Origin of the sequence: Prevotella sp. LMAG:51 (genome assembly GCF_008680225.1) — a bacterium.
Classification (GTDB): Bacteria; Bacteroidota; Bacteroidia; order Bacteroidales; family Bacteroidaceae; genus Prevotella; species Prevotella pectinovora.
Genome location: NZ_NALQ01000005.1, coordinates 1 through 20,378, shown reverse-complemented (window position 1 = coordinate 20,378; position 20,378 = coordinate 1). Strand labels below are relative to the sequence as shown.

General features: G+C 50.4%; 8 protein-coding genes, 2 tRNA genes, 3 rRNA genes and 1 riboswitch. Of the genes, 6 read left to right on the top strand and 7 right to left on the bottom strand.

What is annotated here, in order from left to right; translation table 11 throughout:
* Positions 1-117: 117 nt before the first annotated feature.
* From era to CCC32_RS01920, 6 genes are all read left to right on the top strand, one after another.
* Positions 118-999, top strand: a complete 882-nt coding sequence (gene era, locus CCC32_RS01945; RefSeq protein WP_287071915.1) for a GTPase Era — start codon at positions 118-120, stop codon at positions 997-999.
* A 154-nt stretch (positions 1,000-1,153) separates the two neighbouring features.
* On the top strand, positions 1,154-2,467 hold the full coding sequence (der, locus tag CCC32_RS01940; protein ID WP_022316055.1) for a ribosome biogenesis GTPase Der: 1,314 nt from the start codon (positions 1,154-1,156) through the stop codon (positions 2,465-2,467).
* Between the two features lie 8 nt (positions 2,468-2,475).
* Entirely contained in the window at positions 2,476-2,925 is a 450-nt protein-coding gene (locus CCC32_RS01935; protein ID WP_287071912.1) for a hypothetical protein, read from the top strand.
* Between the two features lie 21 nt (positions 2,926-2,946).
* Positions 2,947-3,693 (top strand): MlaE family ABC transporter permease, encoded by a 747-nt coding sequence (locus CCC32_RS01930; RefSeq protein WP_022316057.1) that lies wholly within the window; start codon positions 2,947-2,949, stop codon positions 3,691-3,693.
* Between the two features lie 72 nt (positions 3,694-3,765).
* Positions 3,766-4,548 carry an ABC transporter ATP-binding protein gene (locus CCC32_RS01925; RefSeq protein WP_022316058.1) on the top strand — a complete coding sequence of 261 codons (783 nt, stop codon included), beginning with the start codon at positions 3,766-3,768 and terminating at the stop codon, positions 4,546-4,548.
* A gap of 246 nt (positions 4,549-4,794) precedes the next feature.
* Positions 4,795-5,030: riboswitch (cobalamin riboswitch) on the top strand.
* 130 nt (positions 5,031-5,160) lie between these two features.
* Positions 5,161-11,718 (top strand): DUF4465 domain-containing protein, encoded by a 6,558-nt coding sequence (locus CCC32_RS01920; RefSeq protein ID WP_287071907.1) that lies wholly within the window; start codon positions 5,161-5,163, stop codon positions 11,716-11,718.
* Positions 11,719-11,967: 249 nt separating this feature from the next.
* On the opposite strand, the gene CCC32_RS01915 is transcribed toward CCC32_RS01920, so the two are convergent.
* The 7 genes from CCC32_RS01915 to CCC32_RS01885 all read right to left on the bottom strand — a co-directional run bounded on the left by CCC32_RS01915 (position 11,968) and on the right by CCC32_RS01885 (position 20,250).
* Positions 11,968-13,092 carry an AAA family ATPase gene (locus tag CCC32_RS01915; RefSeq protein WP_022316060.1) on the bottom strand — a complete coding sequence of 375 codons (1,125 nt, stop codon included), beginning with the start codon at positions 13,090-13,092 and terminating at the stop codon, positions 11,968-11,970.
* Between the two features lie 420 nt (positions 13,093-13,512).
* Positions 13,513-14,676 carry a sensor histidine kinase gene (locus CCC32_RS01910; protein ID WP_022316061.1) on the bottom strand — a complete coding sequence of 388 codons (1,164 nt, stop codon included), beginning with the start codon at positions 14,674-14,676 and terminating at the stop codon, positions 13,513-13,515.
* A gap of 450 nt (positions 14,677-15,126) precedes the next feature.
* Positions 15,127-15,239 (bottom strand): 5S ribosomal RNA (gene rrf, locus CCC32_RS01905).
* A gap of 80 nt (positions 15,240-15,319) precedes the next feature.
* Positions 15,320-18,215: ribosomal RNA gene (locus CCC32_RS01900) — 23S ribosomal RNA — on the bottom strand.
* Positions 18,216-18,359: 144 nt separating this feature from the next.
* Positions 18,360-18,433, bottom strand: a tRNA-Ala gene (locus tag CCC32_RS01895).
* A gap of 57 nt (positions 18,434-18,490) precedes the next feature.
* Positions 18,491-18,564 (bottom strand) — tRNA-Ile (locus CCC32_RS01890).
* Positions 18,565-18,719: 155 nt separating this feature from the next.
* Positions 18,720-20,250 (bottom strand): 16S ribosomal RNA (locus CCC32_RS01885).
* The 16S, 23S and 5S rRNA genes sit together here with 2 tRNA genes alongside, the layout of an rRNA operon.
* Between the last annotated feature and the right edge of the window lie 128 nt (positions 20,251-20,378).

The window sequence follows — 20,378 nt, the reverse complement described above, 5'->3', positions numbered from 1 at the left end:
CAACGGAAAGGATGTCCGACAAAAGGCAATGAAAGGTCAAAATGGCGCATATTGAAAGGTAAATGTTTGGCGTACAACAATTTTTCAGTATATTTGCAAATAAAAAAGACAGATAAAATGCACAAAGCAGGATTCGTGAACATCGTGGGAAACCCGAATGTGGGAAAATCCACGCTAATGAACCAGTTGGTGGGCGAGCGCATCAGCATCGCCACATTCAAGGCGCAGACCACAAGACACAGGATAATGGGCATCGTAAACAGCGACGACGCACAGATAGTATTCTCCGACACCCCAGGAGTACTGAAACCGAACTACAAGTTGCAGGAGTCGATGCTCGCCTTCTCTGAATCGGCATTGACGGATGCCGACGTGCTGCTCTATGTCACCGACGTGGTGGAGAATCCGGAGAAGAACATGGAGTTTCTGGAAAAGGTGCAGAAGATGAGCATCCCCGTGATACTGCTCATCAACAAGATTGACCAAAGCGACCAGAAGACGCTCGGAACGCTCGTAACGAAATGGCACTCTCTGTTGCCCTATGCAGAGATACTGCCGCTCTCGGCAAAGAACAAGTTCGGAGTGGACATGCTGCTCAAACGCATAAAAGAGCTGCTGCCCGACTCCCCACCCTACTTCGACAAGGACCAGCTGACCGACAAGCCGGCGAGATTCTTCGTGAGCGAGATAATCAGAGAGAAGATCCTGCTCTACTACGACAAAGAGATTCCATACTCGGTGGAAGTATCGGTGCAGTCGTTCAAGGAGGACGAGAAGCGCATCAACATCCACGCTGTAGTCTATGTGGAACGCGACTCACAGAAAGGCATCATCATCGGACATCAAGGTGTGGCACTGAAGAAGCTGGGATCGGAAGCGCGCAAGTCGCTCGAACGGTTCTTCGGCAAGAAGATTTATCTGGAACTGTTCGTTAAGGTGGACAAAGACTGGCGCAGCTCTAAGAGGGAGCTGGACAGCTTCGGATATAATCCGGACTAAGCCGGAGAGACGGGGACAAACCTGAGGAAACAGGAACTCTGAGGAAAACGGGAGGTGAAACAGGACACTGACGGAGCGACATTCTGAACCGGCAATCCGAAAGCATCCAAGAATCCCGGAAAGAAAACAACAAAAAGAAAACGAAAAACAGAATATGGCAAATTTAGTAGCAATAGTAGGACGTCCCAACGTGGGTAAGTCAACGTTGTTCAACCGCCTCACGAAGACCCGCCAAGCCATCGTGAGCGACGTGGCAGGAACGACACGCGACCGTCAATACGGCAAATGCGACTGGAACGGAAAGGAGTTTTCAGTGGTGGACACCGGCGGATGGGTAGTGAAATCCGACGATATCTTCGAGGAGGAAATCCGCAAGCAGGTGCTCATCGCCACTGAGGAGGCTGACCTCATCCTCTTCCTCGTGGACATCACCACGGGAGTGACAGACTGGGACATGGACGTGGCACAGATTCTGCGCCGCACGAAGCTGCCGGTGATTCTCGTGGCAAACAAGACAGACAATAACGACCTGATATACAATGCGGCTGAGTTCTACAAGCTCGGACTCGGCGACCCGATGTGTATCAGCTCGGCTACGGGAAGCGGCACGGGAGACCTGCTCGACGACGTGGTGGCGAAACTGAAAGACAACAGCGGCGAACTGCTCGAAGAAGGCATACCACGCTTTGCCGTGGTGGGAAGACCGAACGCCGGAAAGAGCAGCATCATCAACGCATTCATCGGCGAAGACCGCAACATCGTGACGGAGATTGCCGGAACGACCCGCGACAGCATCTACACGAGATACGACAAGTTCGGATTCGACTTCTATCTCGTAGACACCGCCGGCATCCGCCGCAAGAACAAGGTGACCGAAGACCTGGAGTTCTACTCCGTGATGCGTTCCATCCGCGCCATCGAGCATTCTGACGTCTGCATCCTTATGATCGACGCAACGAGAGGCATCGAGGCACAGGACATGAACATCTTCCAGATCATTCAGAGGAACAACAAATCGCTCGTGGTAGTGGTGAACAAGTGGGACCTCGTGGAGAACAAGGACCAGAAGGTGATGGACACCTTCGAGAACGCCATCCGCAACCGCATGGCTCCATTCACTGACTTCCCTATCATCTTCGCCTCGGCACTGACGAAGCAGCGCATCTTCCGTGTGCTGGAGACTGCCAAGGAGGTGTACCTGAGCCGTAAGATAAAGATAGGCACATCAAAGCTCAACGAGATGATGCTGCCGCTGATAGAGGCTTATCCGCCACCATCAATAAAGGGAAAATACATAAAGATAAAATACTGCACGCAGCTGCCTAACACACAGATACCATCATTTGTGTTCTACGCCAACCTGCCTCAGTATATCAAGGAGCCTTACAAGAGATTCCTGGAGAACAAGATACGTTCGAACTGGAAGCTCACGGGGTCTCCAATAAACATCTTCATACGTCAGAAGTAACGGATACGATGACAAACAGAATAACAGCAAAGCTGCAGGCGTGTCTTATGGCATGCATTGCAGCCCTGATTTTTACTTTGCCCGCGCCAGTGATGTCGGCGTGCTCGTCGTCGGAAGGCGGCAAGACGAAGGATATGGCTGCCGCAGAAGCTGCAAAGGAAATATACGACAGTCTGAGAAACGGCGGATATGAATATTTCACCGATATGACATACCGCAACGGGCGCATACCGGAAAACTACCGCAAGCAGCTCGTCATGAACTCCAAGATGTTCCTGTTTCAGATGCAGAAAGACCATGGAGGTATCCACGACATACAGATTGTCGACTGCCGCACTGACAGCGCCAGATCATCCGTCGACGCAAACGCCTTCCTGCTGCTCTGCTTCAACGACAGTACAAAAGAGGAAGTGGTGGTGCCGATGGTGAAGATTGGGGAGAAGTGGATGATGAGATGACAAATCAACAAAAAGAATAAAATGCTAATACACAAATATCTTACGAGCTTCGGCAAATACCTCATCCTCATGGGACGCTCGTTCGCACGCCCTGAAAGGATGCGTATGTTCATGAAACAATACGTGAAGGAGATGTCCGGACTGGGAGTTGACTCCATCGGCATCGTGCTCCTCATCTCATTCTTCATAGGAGCCGTGATCTGCATACAGATGAAACTCAACATCCAGAGTCCTTGGATGCCACGCTGGGTGTCAGGATATACCACGAGAGAGATTCTGCTCCTGGAGTTCTCATCTTCAATCATGTGTCTTATCCTTGCCGGAAAGGTGGGGTCGAACATCGCCTCGGAAATCGGCACGATGAGAGTGACGCAGCAGATTGACGCACTGGAGATAATGGGAGTGAACTCTGCCAGCTATCTCATTCTGCCAAAGATGATGGGACTGATAACGATAATGCCGTTCCTCGTGATATTCTCGTCGGCAACGGGAATATTAGGCGCCTACGCCACAGCATACGTGGGACAGGTGCTCAGTCCTGACGACCTGACTGCCGGACTGCAACACAGCTTCAATCCATGGTTCATGTGGATGAGCATCATCAAGAGCCTCTTCTTCGCATTCATAATATCGAGCGTGTCGTCATACCACGGATATACCGTGGAAGGCGGTTCAGTGGAGGTGGGAAAGGCGAGCACCAACGCTGTGGTGACGAGCAGCGTACTGATACTCTGCTCCGACGTGTTCCTCACTCAGCTGCTGAGCTGATGGAACGGAGAGACGAGAACATACAGAGAGAAAGAGAGAACACAACATAAGGAGGGCGAAAGGTACTGATTTATGATAGAGATAAAGAACTTATGCAAGTCGTTTGGCGACAAGGTGGTGCTGAAAGACATCAGCACCGTGTTCGACAGCGGCAAGACGAACCTTATCATCGGACAGAGCGGCAGCGGCAAGACGGTGCTGATGAAGAACTTGGTGGGACTGCTCACGCCGACAAGCGGCGAGGTGCTCTACGACGGTCGCGACTTCGTGACGATGTCCAAGAAGGAGAAGGTGATGATGCGACGCGAAATGGGAATGATATTCCAGAGCGCCGCCCTCTTCGACTCGCTACCGGTGCTGGAGAACGTGATGTTCCCACTCGACATGTTTTCAAACATGAACTACCGCGAGCGTGTTCGCCGCGCACAGGAATGCCTCGACAGAGTGAACCTCGTGGATGCGGAGAAGAAATTCCCCGACGAGATTTCTGGTGGTATGCAGAAGCGTGTGGCGATTGCCAGAGCGATAGCGCTGAACCCTAAATACCTGTTCTGCGACGAGCCGAACTCCGGTCTCGACCCTAAGACATCGCTCGTTATCGACGACCTTCTACACGGCATCACTGAGGAATTTGACATCACCACAATAATAAACACCCACGACATGAACTCCGTGATGGGTATCGGCGAGAACATCATCTTCATATACCAAGGCGAGAAGGAATGGCAAGGCCAGAGCGCCGACATCATGGGCTCGACAAACAAAAAACTGACTGACTTCATCTTTGCCAGCGACCTGCTCAAGAAGATGAAGGAGAGCGAGATGAAGGAAATGAAGGAAAAGAAAAAGGGATAAGGCGAAAGATGCGAGGATAACCATAGCCTATAGAGAAGGACCATCTACAGCGCCGACAGGAAACCTGACCATCCTATCAGAACAACAGGAAGACAAAGGGCAGACAAGCTCTATACACATAGCGCCGGAACACGTTTCAATCAGTGATTGACGTGTTCCGGCGCTTTATTGTAACAAGACTGGAACATAGTCGGCAGAAATAAATGTCAGCATAGATTTGGACAAGAAAGAAAATAAGCATATCTTTGCAAAGTATATCGCAAGCGGTTTGCCCTCACGGGTGATTAAAAGGGAATCGGGTGGAAATCCCGGACAGTCCCGCTGCTGTGAGCCGCCCCTTATAAAAGGGTCGAACAATAGCCACTGGAAATTCATATAGCTCCAATCAGTTATTATGAAGTCTAACGATTGTTGGAGGTTAACGGGAAGGCGTTCGATACCGGGCGGCAAGTCAGAAGACCTGCCATTGCGACACATGGCGTATAGTATCCATTATATATATGGTGGGAGAAAATGCCATTGCTGTCTCTCATGGGCTTCGAGGAAGGCGCACGAGGGAATCATGATGCTTGGGAAACAACAACATTTTCATTCATTAACTTTATAAACAAAATGCAAAAGAAGTACAGTTATCTAATGCTGGCACTACTGTTGTCTATGTTATGGCTGCCAATGCAGCTGATGGCACAAGACGGCAACACAGTGCTGCAGCCGCAGTTCGGCAAGCAGACAGTGACAGTGGCAACGGATCAGGAACTCACGTACTACGACTACAAAGGCACAGGGTCGATTATGAGTTCCAATTCAAGCAACTCGCACTCCCTTCTCGTGTTCAAACCGGCAGAACAAGGGTATTCTATCATGATTACCTTCGAGTCGTTTGACGTGAGGACCCAGATGGGGTCATATCAGGGATATGCGAAGGTTTACGACGGTGAAGTGGACGACACGGGATTCACCTGGGCCACTAAAACAAACGAAGTGACAAAAGACACCAAGCTGCCCGAGGGCAACGTGATTGAAACTCTCGACGGCATCTACGACAGGAAGTCGTTCTACTCTACGACAACCGACGGAGCATTGTCGGTAGGATTCATATATCGCTACTCATTCAAAGCTGACGGATGGGTGGCAAAGGTGAAATGTGTGAAACTCGAAAACATGAGTGTTACTGACGCCGGATCGCAGTATGACAACGTGAAGAAGCCAGAGATGACTACAGACGTGAATATCGCCGGACTGTATGTCAACGCCAGCGGAGTGCTGAACGCTGACCACCTGACAGCCATCAAATTCAGAATGGCTGAGAACGAGAATGTGGTAGACCCTCTCTCTCTGAAACTGTTCGCCGGAAGCGCCGACTCATACAAGGGTGCTACCCCTATCGCTACTACGATAACGGAGGACAACGGCATATACACAATGACGCTCGACCATAAGCTGAGCGAAGGTAAGAATGAGTTTACCATCGTTGGCGACCTGAATACAGAGGCTTCCATCGGTGCGAAACTGAAACTGGAGGTTACCGGCGTAACCACTACAAACCAGCCCGACGGCGTTGCTACATTCACGGCAGCAGAGGCAGTAGGACTGGTGAACCCGGCTATTGTGACATTCCCAGCGGAATACAAGACAATCACGGTGACCGACACACCTCTCAACTTCTATGATGATGGAGGACCTACAGAAGAGGTAACCATCGGATTCAACGGTATGGTGACCTTCAAACCGGCTTCTCCCGACAAGAAGGTGATGATAAACTTCTCAAAGATGAATATCTTCGAGAGTTCTCTGCACGACGACGCCAAATCACAATACATCCTTATATATAACGGTTCGACGGACGATGAAACCAATCTTATCAGAACCGTCAGAGAGACTGAGACTCCATTCGTACGTTCCAACTCGGAAGACGGAGCATTGACAATAAAGTTTGTGTCCGGCAGCGAACTGTCAAATACCCGTGACGGTTTCGAAGCTGAGGTTTCCCTGTTTATCCCACAGCCAATGACGACACAGGCGGTTGAGACGACACAAGCATCTGCAAAGACTCTGGCTGCCGGCGATACAGATCAGGAAATACTGAAACTGAACGTGAAGACAGAGAACAACTATCCGGCACTGACGGCAAAGAAATTCTCATTCACCACAAACGGCACGAATGACATCATCAGCAAGGCTACTGTATATTATACCAAGTCAGCGGCCAGCTTCTCAACTTCTGTAAAGGTGGGCGAAGCTGAGGTGACTGGCGACGCTATCGAAATAACAGCAACCGACGAGGTGTCACTTGTTGAGGGCGACAACTATTTCTGGCTTGCCTACGACATCAAGGAAACGGCCGTCAACGGACAGAAGATTGATGCCGCAGTGACTTCTGTTACACTCAGTGATGCCACCCACACCGTTGCGGATGGTAATCCAGAGGGCAACCGCGAGGTGCTGAACCAGGTGGTATCGCATTCCGACCAGGGCACGGTTACAAAGAAGGTGAACGGTTCGATGGGCTTCAAGACACAGAACAAGAATGAATATTCTTCTGACTATGAGAGTGGCACGGACGACCGCATCAATATCTTCCTGCCTTACAACGAGGGTATGATATGCCAGATTGAATTCTCCAAATTTGACCTATACTGGAATACCTACAGCAGCTCTGAACATGCTTCGCTGAAGATCTACAGCGGCAAGGGCACTACAGGTGAACTGCTGTGGGAGACCACAAAGAACAACTACACCAAGGGACCGGAGGGCGTAATCCGTTCTACTGCTGCCGACGGAGCATTGACAGTGGTGTTCAACGCCGGCGTTACTTCATCATGGAACACAAAGAACGGTTTTGTGGCTACCGTGAGCGAATATCTCTCCAAACCAATGGAAGTGGCAGCAACTACTGCTACACAGTCGGCAAAGGAGATTGCAAAGGTGGGCGAAAAGGATCTCGACATCCTCAACATCAACATCACTACCGAGGGCAACGAGAATCCCAAGAAACTTTCTGCCGTAACTGTAGACATGAAGGGAACGGAGAAGAGCATCGCTGCCATCAAGCTCTACTCGCTGGCAAAGGCTGACGAGGAGATTGCCGCCGACAAGGCTCCTGTGGCTACGGCTACAATCGACGGAACTGCAACGGAGGCTACACTGACTCTCGACGAGCCGGTGGCACTGGCAGAAGGCGACAACCACTTCCGTCTGCGCTACGATATATCTGACGACGCTAAGGCGGGCGACATTATCGACGCCGCTATAAAGAGCATCACTGCCGACGGTGAGACTCTGACTACAGAGAACGGCGACCCTGAGGGTGCGGTAATGATAAAGAACATATACAACATGATGGCGGGCGACAATGGTGAGATTCTCATCAACGAGGGCGCTCCTCTCTTGTTCTACGACGATGGCGGTGTGGACGGTGATTATTCGAAGGACTTCGAAGGAACTGTGACATTCGCTCCTAAGACTCCTGGACAGAGCGTGAAGCTCACATTCAAGGAGTGGACTGTGACGGCACAGGACAAGTTCTATGTATATCATGGCGGAGAGGTGAAGGAAAAGGAGGATGCCAAATACAGCATGTATGACAAACCGACTTATTTCCTCTCTGATGCCGAGGACGGCAAGGTGACCGTAAAATTCGTGACGAAATACTCAAAGGCTGGTTTCGCAATCGAGGTGACGGCATACGAGAAACAGCCTATCAGCGTGGCTTCTGTAACGACTACCGCCGTGGCTCCTGAAACTACGATGAAGGGTGCCGAGACGCTGCTGCAGAAGATTGAGGTGGTTGCTGACGGCGACCTCAACGTTCTGGACATACAGAAATTCAACCTCGCTGCCATCGATCAGGCAGACAATGCCCTCACCAATGCAAAAATCTATGCTACAGGAACAAGCGCCGAGTTCGCACCTGTAGACCTCTTCGGCAAGCAGGAGGGCGGTCAGCTTTCCATCAATGGTTCTTACAAGATCACGCTGCCTGGCACTTACTACTTCTGGCTCGCCGGCGACATCAGCACTGAGGCTGCTCCTGAGGCAACGGCATGTGCCCAGCTGGAGAGCATCACGGCAAACGAGACGACAACAAACGTTGAAGAGGCGGCAGCGGCTTCCACCAAGGTGGTAAAGGGCGTGAGCGGCACAATAACAGTGGGCGCGGGCGCTGACTACGGCACGATACAGGCTGCCGTGAACTCTCTGAAGGACGGTATCGACGGACCTGTGACCATCAACATCAAGCGTGGTATATACAACGAGAACGTGACGGTGCCTGAGATTCCGGGAGCTTCGGAGAACAATACCGTGACGCTGCAGAGCGAAAGCGGCGACTGGCACGACGTGAAGATATATTACGACTTGTATAACGAGCCGCAATATTCTGACGACAAGATGTTCAATGAATTTGGTACGTTCACCATTGCCGGCGCTGACTGGTTCACGCTGCGCGGTGTGGAGGTGACAACGACAGACACCAATTTCCCTGGTGTGATACACATCAAGAACCAGAGCCGCCACGTGACTATCGACAACTGCTATATCCATGCAGACATGACGGTGACTTATTCAGAGGACATCAACCTGATATATACCTATACAAAGAACCTGGCTTACCAGAACAACGACTATCTCACAGTGAAGAACTGTCTGCTCGAGGGTGGATACATCGGTGTGAGAATGGGCGGAACAAGCTATGTGGCTCTGCCTAAGGAAGTAGGCGGAGTGATAGAGAACAATATCCTGCGCAACCAGGGTTCCAAGTCTCTGTATGTGTCTGACGAGTTGGGAACGAAGATTCGCAACAACCGCATAGAAAACAACGCCACAACGAAGGAGTTTGACGGTATCGACGCACAGGTGAGAGACCTGTATGACGAGAGCTTCGAAATCAGCGGAAACAAGTTCCATCTCAACACCAACAACTCTGCTCTGGCCATCACGCTGAGACAGATGACGGGAAGCGAAGAGGTTCCGGTGAATATCGTGAACAACGAGGTCATCGTGGTTAGCAACAGCGAAAAGAGCTACGGTATCAAGGTCGGCAACAATGCATCCAACGTGAACATCGCCAACAACAGCGTAAACATGTTGGGTGAAGCCAAGTCTTCGGCTATGGTAATCAGCAGCAGTACTGCCGAGAACTTGAAGGTTGTGAACAACGTTCTGATGAACAATGCCGGCGGTTATGTATACAGCTACAACAATGCCGACTACATGACAAAGGCTTCTTATGCCAACAATGCCGGCTTCACTACCGGTGAGGTGTTTGCACGTCACAAAGAGGATGTTGCTTCATACGAGGCATGGCAGGCTATATGCAACGAGGAGAACGGAGTGAACGAGGCTGCGAACTTCATCGACGGCGAGAACACTCTGGAACTCTCTAAGGCTGGCAATCTGATGAAGGCACTGCCTCTGGCTTATGTGGAGACTGACATCACTGGCAAGGCACGTAACGGCGAGACTCCTACAATCGGTGCTTATGAGTTTGATGCCAACACGGAAGCTCCGGTGATGGTTGAGGGTTATCCGATAATCAACAACATCACTGACACATCGGCCGACATGAAGGTGAGATTCAGTCAGACTGGTACCGTTCAATATATGGTCAAGGATGGAGCTGAGGATGCTCCTACCGTTGACGAGATTACGACTTCTGAGAATGTAATCACCGCATACAAGAACGATGAGACAAAGATTACAGTTGAGGGTCTGGAGAAGGACAAGGAGTATGTCATCTACTCACTGATGACAAACATCAACGGCGTGTCAAGCGATGTGTATGCCTCAAGCAAGTTCATCGCTGGCGGTGAGGTCATAAAGGAGATTCCTAACGTGAAGGCAACTGCAGAGGCTACTGAGAGTGTGGAGTCCGGACAGAAGGCTTCTCTCAAGGTTAACGTGACAGAGGGAACGGCTCCTTTCAGCATTTCCTGGACAAACGGAATGCTTCAGGAGATAGCAACGGCTTCTCTCGATGACTTCGGTATTTCTGTGGTGGAATATGCTCCTGTGGAGTGCGACATGTATTATGTGACCGTGACGGATGCAAACGGAAAGCAGGCTTCTGACACTTGCCGTGTGGCAGTGACCGGTGATGCCGTGGTGGCAACATTCGAGAACCTGTATCTCAACAGCGAGAGCTACTGGAACGGTCCTGACTCTAAGGGCACACCGATGGTGGGCATATATGGCGACAACCAGCTCGACGGTTCGTTCGTGAGCGGTTCTTATCAGTTCAGCAACAACTACAGCCTCGACTGGAACTCATGGCAGGGATTCGCTTATTCTAACCGTACGGCAACGACGTTCACAAGCGCTACTCCTGACCAGTATAACTCTGTTGTTGGCCATGGATATGATGAGTCGGAGAATTATGCGGTGGTATTCGACAAGGGCACAATAACTGTGCTCAACAAGCCTGATGAGGGTGACGTGATAAACGGATTCTATATCACCAACAACGCGTGGGCTCTTGACTGCATAAAGAACGGCAACGGAGTGGCACACAAGTTTGAAGAGGGTGACTATCTCATAGCGACATTCACTGGCACCAGGGCTGACGGTTCTACATCTACAGTGGACTGCTATCTTGCTGACTATCGTGCTTCGAAGGAGGCTGACCGCTACTATCTCGACACATGGCAGTGGGTTGACCTTCGTCCGCTCGGCAAAGTGAAAACCATCTCTGTATCCCTCTCTGGCTCTGACACTGGTTCATTCGGATTGAATACATCGGCTTACTTCTGTATGGATGACTTCAACGGTGAGCGTGTCATTGCGGAGGCTCCGGTTCAGGTGGCTGGCGACGAGATTGATCTCAGCGAGTTCTTCACGTTCGATGATGCTTCGGCTACGGTTTCTTACGCATTTGCCGACGCTCTGAGCGAGGAACTGGCACAGAACGTGACTCTCTCTGCCGACGGCAGACTGACTGTGAAGAAGGGCTACTACAACAGTTTCAACGTTGTGGTAAGCGCCACACAGAAGGGCAAGATACAGTTCTTGAACATACCGTTCGACATCGTTGACGGCATCAATGGCGTTGAGGATTCTAGCAGCAACGTAGCAGGTCGCTACAACATCAGCGGACAGAAACTGAACACTCTCCAGAAGGGTGTCAACATCATACGCACCACCAATGGCAAGACCGTTAAGGTAGGCGTGAGGTGAGAATCCACATTTTGAGGTTATAAATAATCGATAGAGAAAGCCCCGGAACCTTGTGAATAGGTTTCGGGGCTTTCTTCTGATAACGCATCGTCAGCTAATAATGTCTCGTCATATAGTGAAGCGGCGATATACCGCTGGTATAGCTATGTGATACTGTCAGTATACCTATGCTGCACTATCGGTGCTAGGCTGCTGCACTTCTCTTGTACCGCTTTTTCAATCTATATTTATGATGAATTACCTAAATAGTTACATTAACTCCCTTTTGAACCACACCTCGAAAACATGGTCGGCAAGAAACACTCCCTCCTTGGTCTGGGTGATGATTTCCTTTTCGAAAAGAGCTTTCTTAATGCGCTCCACATTCGATTTCGTTCCAATTGGATAAATATCGTCAACTTTCTTTGATGAGAAGCCATTGTGGATGCCGCTGCAAAGCAGACGGATGAAGTTGAGCTGGTAGGTTGTGAGTGATTCCGTCTGCTGCACAAACAGGCTGTTGCATTGTTCCAGCAGAGCATCAACGCCCCGATGAAATGTTTCTTCTGTCACTTCCGTATCCGTCTCTGCCATCACATTCCACGCCAACTGCTGTACGTAGGATGAATAGTTTCCGACGCACTCACATATCCTGGATGCGTAAATGTCAGAGATTCGTTTTCCGTATTTCTCAAAGCGGGAGCAGATGAACGGCACCCAATACTCCGTGGGGATACAGTCAAGGTATATCATCTCGCCGAACATGTAGAATGGCATCCGCTTACTTTGAAAGATATTCATCATCAGGTGTTTCTTGCTGCCAAACAGACAATAGGACACATTCTGCTGATGCTGCCATACACCGCGCATACGCTTCTGCACTTCTATGCTGCCTGGAAATTCGCCTACCTGCTGGAACTCATCGATACATACAACTATCCGGAAGCCTTTTTCGCGTGCAATGAGTTCCGGAAGATTGAGTATCTCTTCGGGAGTATAGTCCTTCGGCGTTATTCCAAGCGATAATGAGAACTCCGAATTTGGCTCAGGACTGAAGGAGAACTTGGGCGAAAGGCGGACAAGGAATCGCTTTATGTTTTCCAATATCTGCTCCGCCCTGTTGCCCGTGGATTTCAGTATTGCCGAAGCAAAGCGGTTGTAGAAATCATACTCGCTACGACAGTCGTATATATCCATATACACTGTTTTCACCTGCGGAACGTCCATTTCCGACATTACCTTCTTTACCAGTGAGGTCTTTCCCATTCGCCTTGGCGAGATGAGGATGACGTTTATGCCGTTTTCAAAATCAAGCTTTATGCGCTTGGCTTCCTTTATGCGGTCGGTGAAGTTATTGCCCTCTACCGACATTCCGTAAACAAATGCTTTTTCCATATCCCAAATACTTATATTGACGATGTAAATACTTTGCAAACGAGCGCAAAGAGAGTTTACTCTCAATTTGCCGAGTGCAGCTAAGTATTATGTAAATACTTTGCAAACGAGCGCAAAGAGAGTTTACTCTCAATTTGCCGAGTGCAGCTAAGTATTATGTAAATACTTTGCAAACGAGCGCAAAGAGAGTTTACTCTCAATTTGCCGAGTGCAGCTAAGTATTATGTAAATACTTTGCAAATATAAACAAAAATATCGGGGTTCACAAGTTAGTGGACCACTAACTTGTGAACCTTGATATAAGTATATGACAATAACAACTGTTTGTCGCCACGATTGTATTTACTGTTCTTCGGCAACCTTTTAGAATACCCTCACTCAAAAACAACCGAACTTAAAAGTATGATCAGGAAAAATTATTTATTTTTTTATCTCAATCCTGAACGTCGTGCCAACTCCCACTTCACTGCGTTTAACGAAGATGCGGCCATGATGATATTCCTCAACGATTCTCTTGGCAAGAGACAGACCTAAGCCCCACCCACGTTTCTTTGTCGTGAAACCGGGCTTGAACACGCTGCTTATGTCTTTCTTCCTTATACCCTTGCCATCGTCAGTAACTTCGATAACTGCCTTGCCGGGCAAATCCAAGACCTCGATAGTGATATGCCCCTCGCCTTCCATGGCGTCAACGGCATTCTTGCAGAGGTTCTCTATTACCCACTCAAAAAGAGAAGCATTGAGATTCACGATAATATCATTCTGAGGGAATTTCTTTGTCATAAGAACCTTGGATGATGTCCGTCGGTCCATATAGTCGATTACATGGTCTACCACATCACTGAGACTCGACGGCACAGGTTCTGGCAATGAGCCAATCTTGGAGAAGCGGTCGGCAATGAGCTGCAAGCGCTTCACATCCTTGTCCATCTCCGGGATAAGGTCATCATCAGGATAATTCTCCTTCAGTATCTCTATCCAGGCCATAAGACTGGATATCGGTGTACCCAGCTGATGTGCGGTCTCCTTTGACAAACCGACCCACACCTTGTTTTGTTCTGCTTTCTTTGATGTCAGCAAAGCGAATATAGCCACTACAACAAATATAAGCACTACTCCAAGCTGCACATAAGGATAATACGCCAAACGTTTCAGTATCGTGGAATCATCATAGCATACATCCACATAAGCCTTCTTATTAGCATCATCCATAGAGATTCTGATGAATCTGCCAGCGTCATAAAGACGCTTTCCCAAATGCGACACATACGCAACACTGTCCTTCTCAGAACGGTTGCCTACATCAACGTTTCTGCATATCTGCACCAGTCCCTTATTATCAAGCACGATAACGGGAATGGTATTGTTGTCGTTCATCACTTTCAGTACAAGCCCCAAATCTGTGGTCTCGTCGGCCATATTGAACGAGCGCATTGCGTCCGCCCAAATTTCCATCTTGTTGCGTTCCTCCTTGGCGAGGTCCTTTACAAAGATATTTGAGATTATCAGGGATGTTACCGCTATTACAATAGCCGCCAACACGAGAATGATCTTAACTTGCCTTATTCTATCTGTCCATTGCATATCATAGTAACGGAAATAACTACTATTTATTGCAATACAAATATTTGCAAAGACATTTTTAAGGACACAGTATAAAAATCAAAAGACAGCAAGCAGTTATAAAATACTACCATTGAACGGCCTAATGACCGTTTCAGGTTAAATGGAGATATAAAAACAAGACAAGGAAGTGATCAGTCTTATGACACGTGTACAATTCTGGTATTTAACCCACATTTTCCCAAAAACCGTCAACCATCTGGTCCCATATTCGGAAGTGTCTATAATTCAGTCACTTCCGTCTGTTTCTGCATGCAAAAACCATCGGGTAATTGTCCGGACAATTCAATTATCGCCTGATGAAAACAGACATAAAGCTGCATGAGGACCAAGGAAGACCCTGATGCGTACAGACGCAAAAAAAATCCTCCGGAGGATTGCTCTTCCGGAGGATTCAAGCTTTAAAGTGAAAAAAGGCGGTTACCTACTCTCCCACATTGCATTGCAGTACCATCGGCGCAAGCGGGCTTAACTTCTCTGTTCGGAATGGGAAGAGGTGGAACCCCGCCGCTGTCGCCACCTGATATGGGGGACATGCGTAATGTTACAGACTTCTTGTCCTGTAGAATTGACAGTTGCAATACAACTGAAAGTGTGTGCCTGAAAGCGAAAGCTCTCGGGCAATTAGTAGCGCTCGGCTTTGACGTCGCCGTCTTTACACCTGCGCCCTATCAACGTCGTCGTCTGCGACGACCCTCAATGGAGTTCTAATCTCGTGGAAAGCTTCGCACTTAGATGCTTTCAGCGCTTATCCGATCCAGACGCGGATACCCGGCGGTGCGCCTGGCGGCACAACCGGTACACCGGAGGTCTGTCCGTCACGGTCCTCTCGTACTAGTGACAGCACCACTCAAAACTCCTGCGCCCACGATAGATAGAGACCGAACTGTCTCACGACGTTCTGAACCCAGCTCGCGTGCCACTTTAATGGGCGAACAGCCCAACCCTTGGGACCTTCTCCAGCCCCAGGATGTGACGAGCCGACATCGAGGTGCCAAACCACCCCGTCGATATGAGCTCTTGGGGGGGATCAGCCTGTTATCCCCGGAGTACCTTTTATCCTTTGAGCGACGGAGTTTCCATACACATCCGCCGGATCACTATGCCCCAGTTTCCTGCCTGCTCGGGATGTCTCCCTCCCAGTCAAGCGCCCTTTTGCCATTGCACTCTTGAAGGCCGCTTACCAAACGGCCCGAGGGCACCTTTGGAAGCCTCCGTTACGCTTTTGGAGGCGACCACCCCAGTCAAACTACCCACCAAGCAGTGTCCGCGACTCTCCGCGTTAGACCTCAGACAGCCAAAGGGCCGTATTTCAAGGATGGCTCCACAACGCCTGGCGACGCCGCTTCGAAGCCTCCGGCCTATCCTACACATCGGATGACCAAGGTCAATGCTAAGCTGTAGTAAAGGTTCACGGGGTCTTTTCGTCCCATCGCGGGTAATCGGCATCTTCACCGATACTACAATTTCACTGAGCTCATGGCCGAGACAGCGTCCGGATCATTACACCATTCGTGCAGGTCGGAACTTACCCGACAAGGAATTTCGCTACCTTAGGACCGTTATAGTTACGGCCGCCGTTTACCGGGGCTTCAATTCAATGCTTCCCTTGCGGTGACATCTCCTCTTAACCTTCCGGCACCGGGCAGGTGTCAGGCTGTATACTTCATCTTTCGAGTTCGCACAGCCCTGTGTTTTTGTTAAACAGTTGCCTGGACCTATTCTCTGCGCCTCACCCGGAGGTGAGGACCCCTTATCCCGAAGTTACGGGGTCAGTTTGCCTAGTTCCTTAGCCATGAATCTCTCAACGCCTTAGTATGTTCTACCCAACTACCTGTGTCGGTTTCCGGTACGGGTACCGCCAACATGAGTTTAGCCCATTTTCTCGGGAGTATGCTTACCCTCGCTGTCAGGTTCCCCCGAAGGGGACCCCGTACTTTCAGGTTTCAGCTCAAACGCCGGATTTGCCTGGCATCATCATAGCCTACGCCCTTCAACGCCCTATTCCGTCAGGGCGCGGAGGTGTCACTGCTCCGTCTGGACATCACTGATGGCGGTAGTCACGGAATGTTGACCGTGTCTGCCATCGGCCTCGCCGCTCGGCTTAGCCTTAGGACCCGACTGACCCCAGGATGAATGGCATTGCCTGGGAAACCTTAGTCGTTCGGCGGGAGGGGTTCTCGCCCTCCTAATCGTTACTTATACCTACATTTGCTTTTCCATAGGCTCCAGCAGTAGTCACCTACTGCATTCTACGCCGATGGAATGCTCCCCTACCGATACTTTTATTATTTGCTATCCCGCGCCTTCGGTGCCTGTCTTATACCCGATTATTATCCATGCACGGACCCTCGACCAGTGAGCTGTTACGCACTCTTTGAATGAATGGCTGCTTCCAAGCCAACATCCTGGCTGTCTCAGGGACCACACTTCGTTAGACTAACTCAGACAGAACTTCGGGACCTTAGACGGCGGTCCGGATTCTTCTCCTCTCGGGGACGGACCTTAGCACCCGCCCCCTTACTGCAGGAATACTAAGCGTGAGCATTCGGAGTTCGTCAGGTCTCGATAGGCGGTGAAGCCCTCTTGACCTATCGGTCGCTCTACCTCTCACGCTGACCTTCCCACGCGGCACCTAAATGCCTTTCGGGGAGTACGAGCTATCTCCAAGTTTGATTGGCCTTTCACTCCTACACTCACCTCATCCAGAAGCTTTTCAACGCTTATTGGTGCGGTCCTCCATCCCGTGTTACCGGGACTTCAACCTGGACAAGTGTAGATCACTTGGTTTCGCGTCTGCCTCCGCCAACTTGACGCCCTCTTCAGGCTCGCTTCCACTACGGCTTCGTCCCTCATGGGACTTAACCTCGCTGGCGACGGCAACTCGTAGGTTCATTATGCAAAAGGCACGCCGTCACATCACATGGATGCTCCGACCGCTTGTAGGCGCATGGTTTCAGGATCTCTTTCACTCTTCTCGTCGAAGTGCTTTTCACCTTTCCCTCACGGTACTGGTACACTATCGGTCTCACGGGAGTATTTAGCCTTGCCGGATGGTCCCGGCGGATTCGGGCAGGATTCCTCGTGTCCCGCCTTACTCAGGATACCGCTAGGCCTTCGCTCGCTTCACGTACGGGGCTTTCACCCTCTACGGCCGGACTTTCCAGTCCATTCTGTTCACGATAAAAGTACCACAGCGCGGTCCTACAACCCCGGCGTTGCCTTGACAACACCGGTTTGGGCTCTTCCCCGGTCGCTCGCCACTACTGGGGGAATCATTGTTTATTTTCTCTTCCTGGAGGTACTAAGATGTTTCAGTTCCCTCCGTTCGCCTCCAGACTTTTGTCCGGATGACAGTCCTTCAGACTGCCGGGTTGTCCCATTCGGAAATCCCTGGATCAACGGTCATTTGCACCTCCCCAGGGCTTGTCGCAGCTTATCACGTCCTTCATCGCCTCCGTGAGCCTAGGCATCCGCCATACGCCCTTTCTTACTTTCGCCTGTGTCCCAATGTGAATATAAATACTCACAAGGGACCTAGCCCATACTTTCAGCTGTATTGAAATTTTCTTTTCTACAGTTTTGTCTGTAACAACATGTCAAAGATCGTTTTCGTTGAGAATATTCAGAATTCTCACGAATCGTGGAGAATAACGGATTCGAACCGTTGACCCCCTGCTTGCAAAGCAGGTGCTCTAGCCAGCTGAGCTAATCCCCCAAATTACATTGAAGAACAATACAGGAGAGTGAGGCTCATTTCGTTTCGCCTCTTACGTAGTCCCAGGCAGACTTGAACTGCCGACCTCCACATTATCAGTGTGGCGCTCTAACCAACTGAGCTATAGGACTGTCAGGTTGGTCAGGTGTATGGACTTCTCCGCCCAGTTTCCCTTGTCTCTCTTTATTCTTGAAAAACAGGAGTTCGTGAGTACAAGAAGATTTTTGGAAAGACTTACTTCCGTATCCTCTAATCACAGGTGCACCTTTTCAGAAGGCATCTCCAGAAAGGAGGTGTTCCAGCCGCACCTTCCGGTACGGCTACCTTGTTACGACTTAGCCCCAATCACCGGTTTCGCCCTAGGCCGACCCTTGCGGTCACGGACTTCAGGCGCCCCCGGCTTTCATGGCTTGACGGGCGGTGTGTACAAGGCCCGGGAACGTATTCACCGCGCCATGGCTGATGCGCGATTACTAGCGAATCCAGCTTCGTGGGGTCGGGTTGCAGACCCCAGTCCGAACTGGGGGACACTTTCGCGATTGGACGGACGTTGCCGGCCGCCGGCGCTCTGTATGCCCCATTGTAACACGTGTGTAGCCCCGGACGTAAGGGCCGTGCTGATTTGACGTCATCCCCACCTTCCTCACACCTTACGGTGGCAGTGTCCGCAGAGTGCCCGGCATCACCCGATGGCAACTACGGAGAGGGGTTGCGCTCGTTATGGCACTTAAGCCGACACCTCACGGCACGAGCTGACGACAACCATGCAGCACCTTCACAGAGGCCCCGAAGGGCGTCATTATCTCTAAATCCTTCCTCTGCAATTCAAGCCCGGGTAAGGTTCCTCGCGTATCATCGAATTAAACCACATGTTCCTCCGCTTGTGCGGGCCCCCGTCAATTCCTTTGAGTTTCACCGTTGCCGGCGTACTCCCCAGGTGGGATGCTTAACGCTTTCGCTTGGCCACTCGCCCAGGTGGGCGAATAGCGGGCATCCATCGTTTACCGTGCGGACTACCAGGGTATCTAATCCTGTTCGATACCCGCACTTTCGAGCCTCAGCGTCAGTTGCGCTACCGTCAGCTGCCTTCGCAATCGGAGTTCTTCGTGATATCTAAGCATTTCACCGCTACACCACGAATTCCGCCAACGTCCCGCGTACTCAAGTGGACCAGTTCGCGCCGCACGTCCGCCGTTGAGCGACGGAATTTCACGACACGCTTAACCCACGGCCTGCGCTCCCTTTAAACCCAATAAATCCGGATAACGCCCGGACCTTCCGTATTACCGCGGCTGCTGGCACGGAATTAGCCGGTCCTTATTCAAATGGTACATGCAATGCGGGACGCGTCCCGCACTTTATTCCAAACAAAAGAGGTTTACAACCCGTAGGGCAGTCTTCCCTCACGCTACTTGGCTGGTTCAGGCTTGCGCCCATTGACCAATATTCCTCACTGCTGCCTCCCGTAGGAGTTTGGACCGTGTCTCAGTTCCAATGTGGGGGACCTTCCTCTCAGAACCCCTACTGATCGTCGCCTTGGTGGGCCGTTACCCCGCCAACAAGCTAATCAGACGCATCCCCATCCCATACCGCCAGTCCTTTCGTCATCAAAAAATGCCTCTTAATGACAGCATACGGTATTAATCCGCCTTTCGACGGGCTATCCCGTGGTATGGGCCAGGTTGGATACGCGTTACTCACCCGTGCGCCGGTCGTCATCCTGGAAGAGCAAGCTCTACCAGATGTTACCCCGCGACTTGCATGTGTTAAGCCTGTAGCTAGCGTTCATCCTGAGCCAGGATCAAACTCTCCATTGTATAATATCTTTATAATGACCTTTCCCGAAGGAAAGTTCGTTTTGTCTCTGTTCAGAATGCCTCCGAAAATCATTCGGTATCACCTTCAGAAATTGATAGGTTTCGTTCTACCCAGAACTCCTTTATCC

Bases quoted from the DNA above. Each gene is read 5' to 3' on its own strand.
- era (WP_287071915.1), top strand. From the start codon at position 118: ATGCACAAAGCAGGATTCGTGAACATCGTGGGAAACCCGAATGTGGGA.
- der (WP_022316055.1), top strand. From the start codon at position 1,154: ATGGCAAATTTAGTAGCAATAGTAGGACGTCCCAACGTGGGTAAGTCA.
- CCC32_RS01935 (WP_287071912.1), top strand. From the start codon at position 2,476: ATGACAAACAGAATAACAGCAAAGCTGCAGGCGTGTCTTATGGCATGC.
- CCC32_RS01930 (WP_022316057.1), top strand. From the start codon at position 2,947: ATGCTAATACACAAATATCTTACGAGCTTCGGCAAATACCTCATCCTC.
- CCC32_RS01925 (WP_022316058.1), top strand. From the start codon at position 3,766: ATGATAGAGATAAAGAACTTATGCAAGTCGTTTGGCGACAAGGTGGTG.
- CCC32_RS01920 (WP_287071907.1), top strand. From the start codon at position 5,161: ATGCAAAAGAAGTACAGTTATCTAATGCTGGCACTACTGTTGTCTATG.
- CCC32_RS01915 (WP_022316060.1), bottom strand. From the start codon at position 13,092: ATGGAAAAAGCATTTGTTTACGGAATGTCGGTAGAGGGCAATAACTTC.
- CCC32_RS01910 (WP_022316061.1), bottom strand. From the start codon at position 14,676: ATGCAATGGACAGATAGAATAAGGCAAGTTAAGATCATTCTCGTGTTG.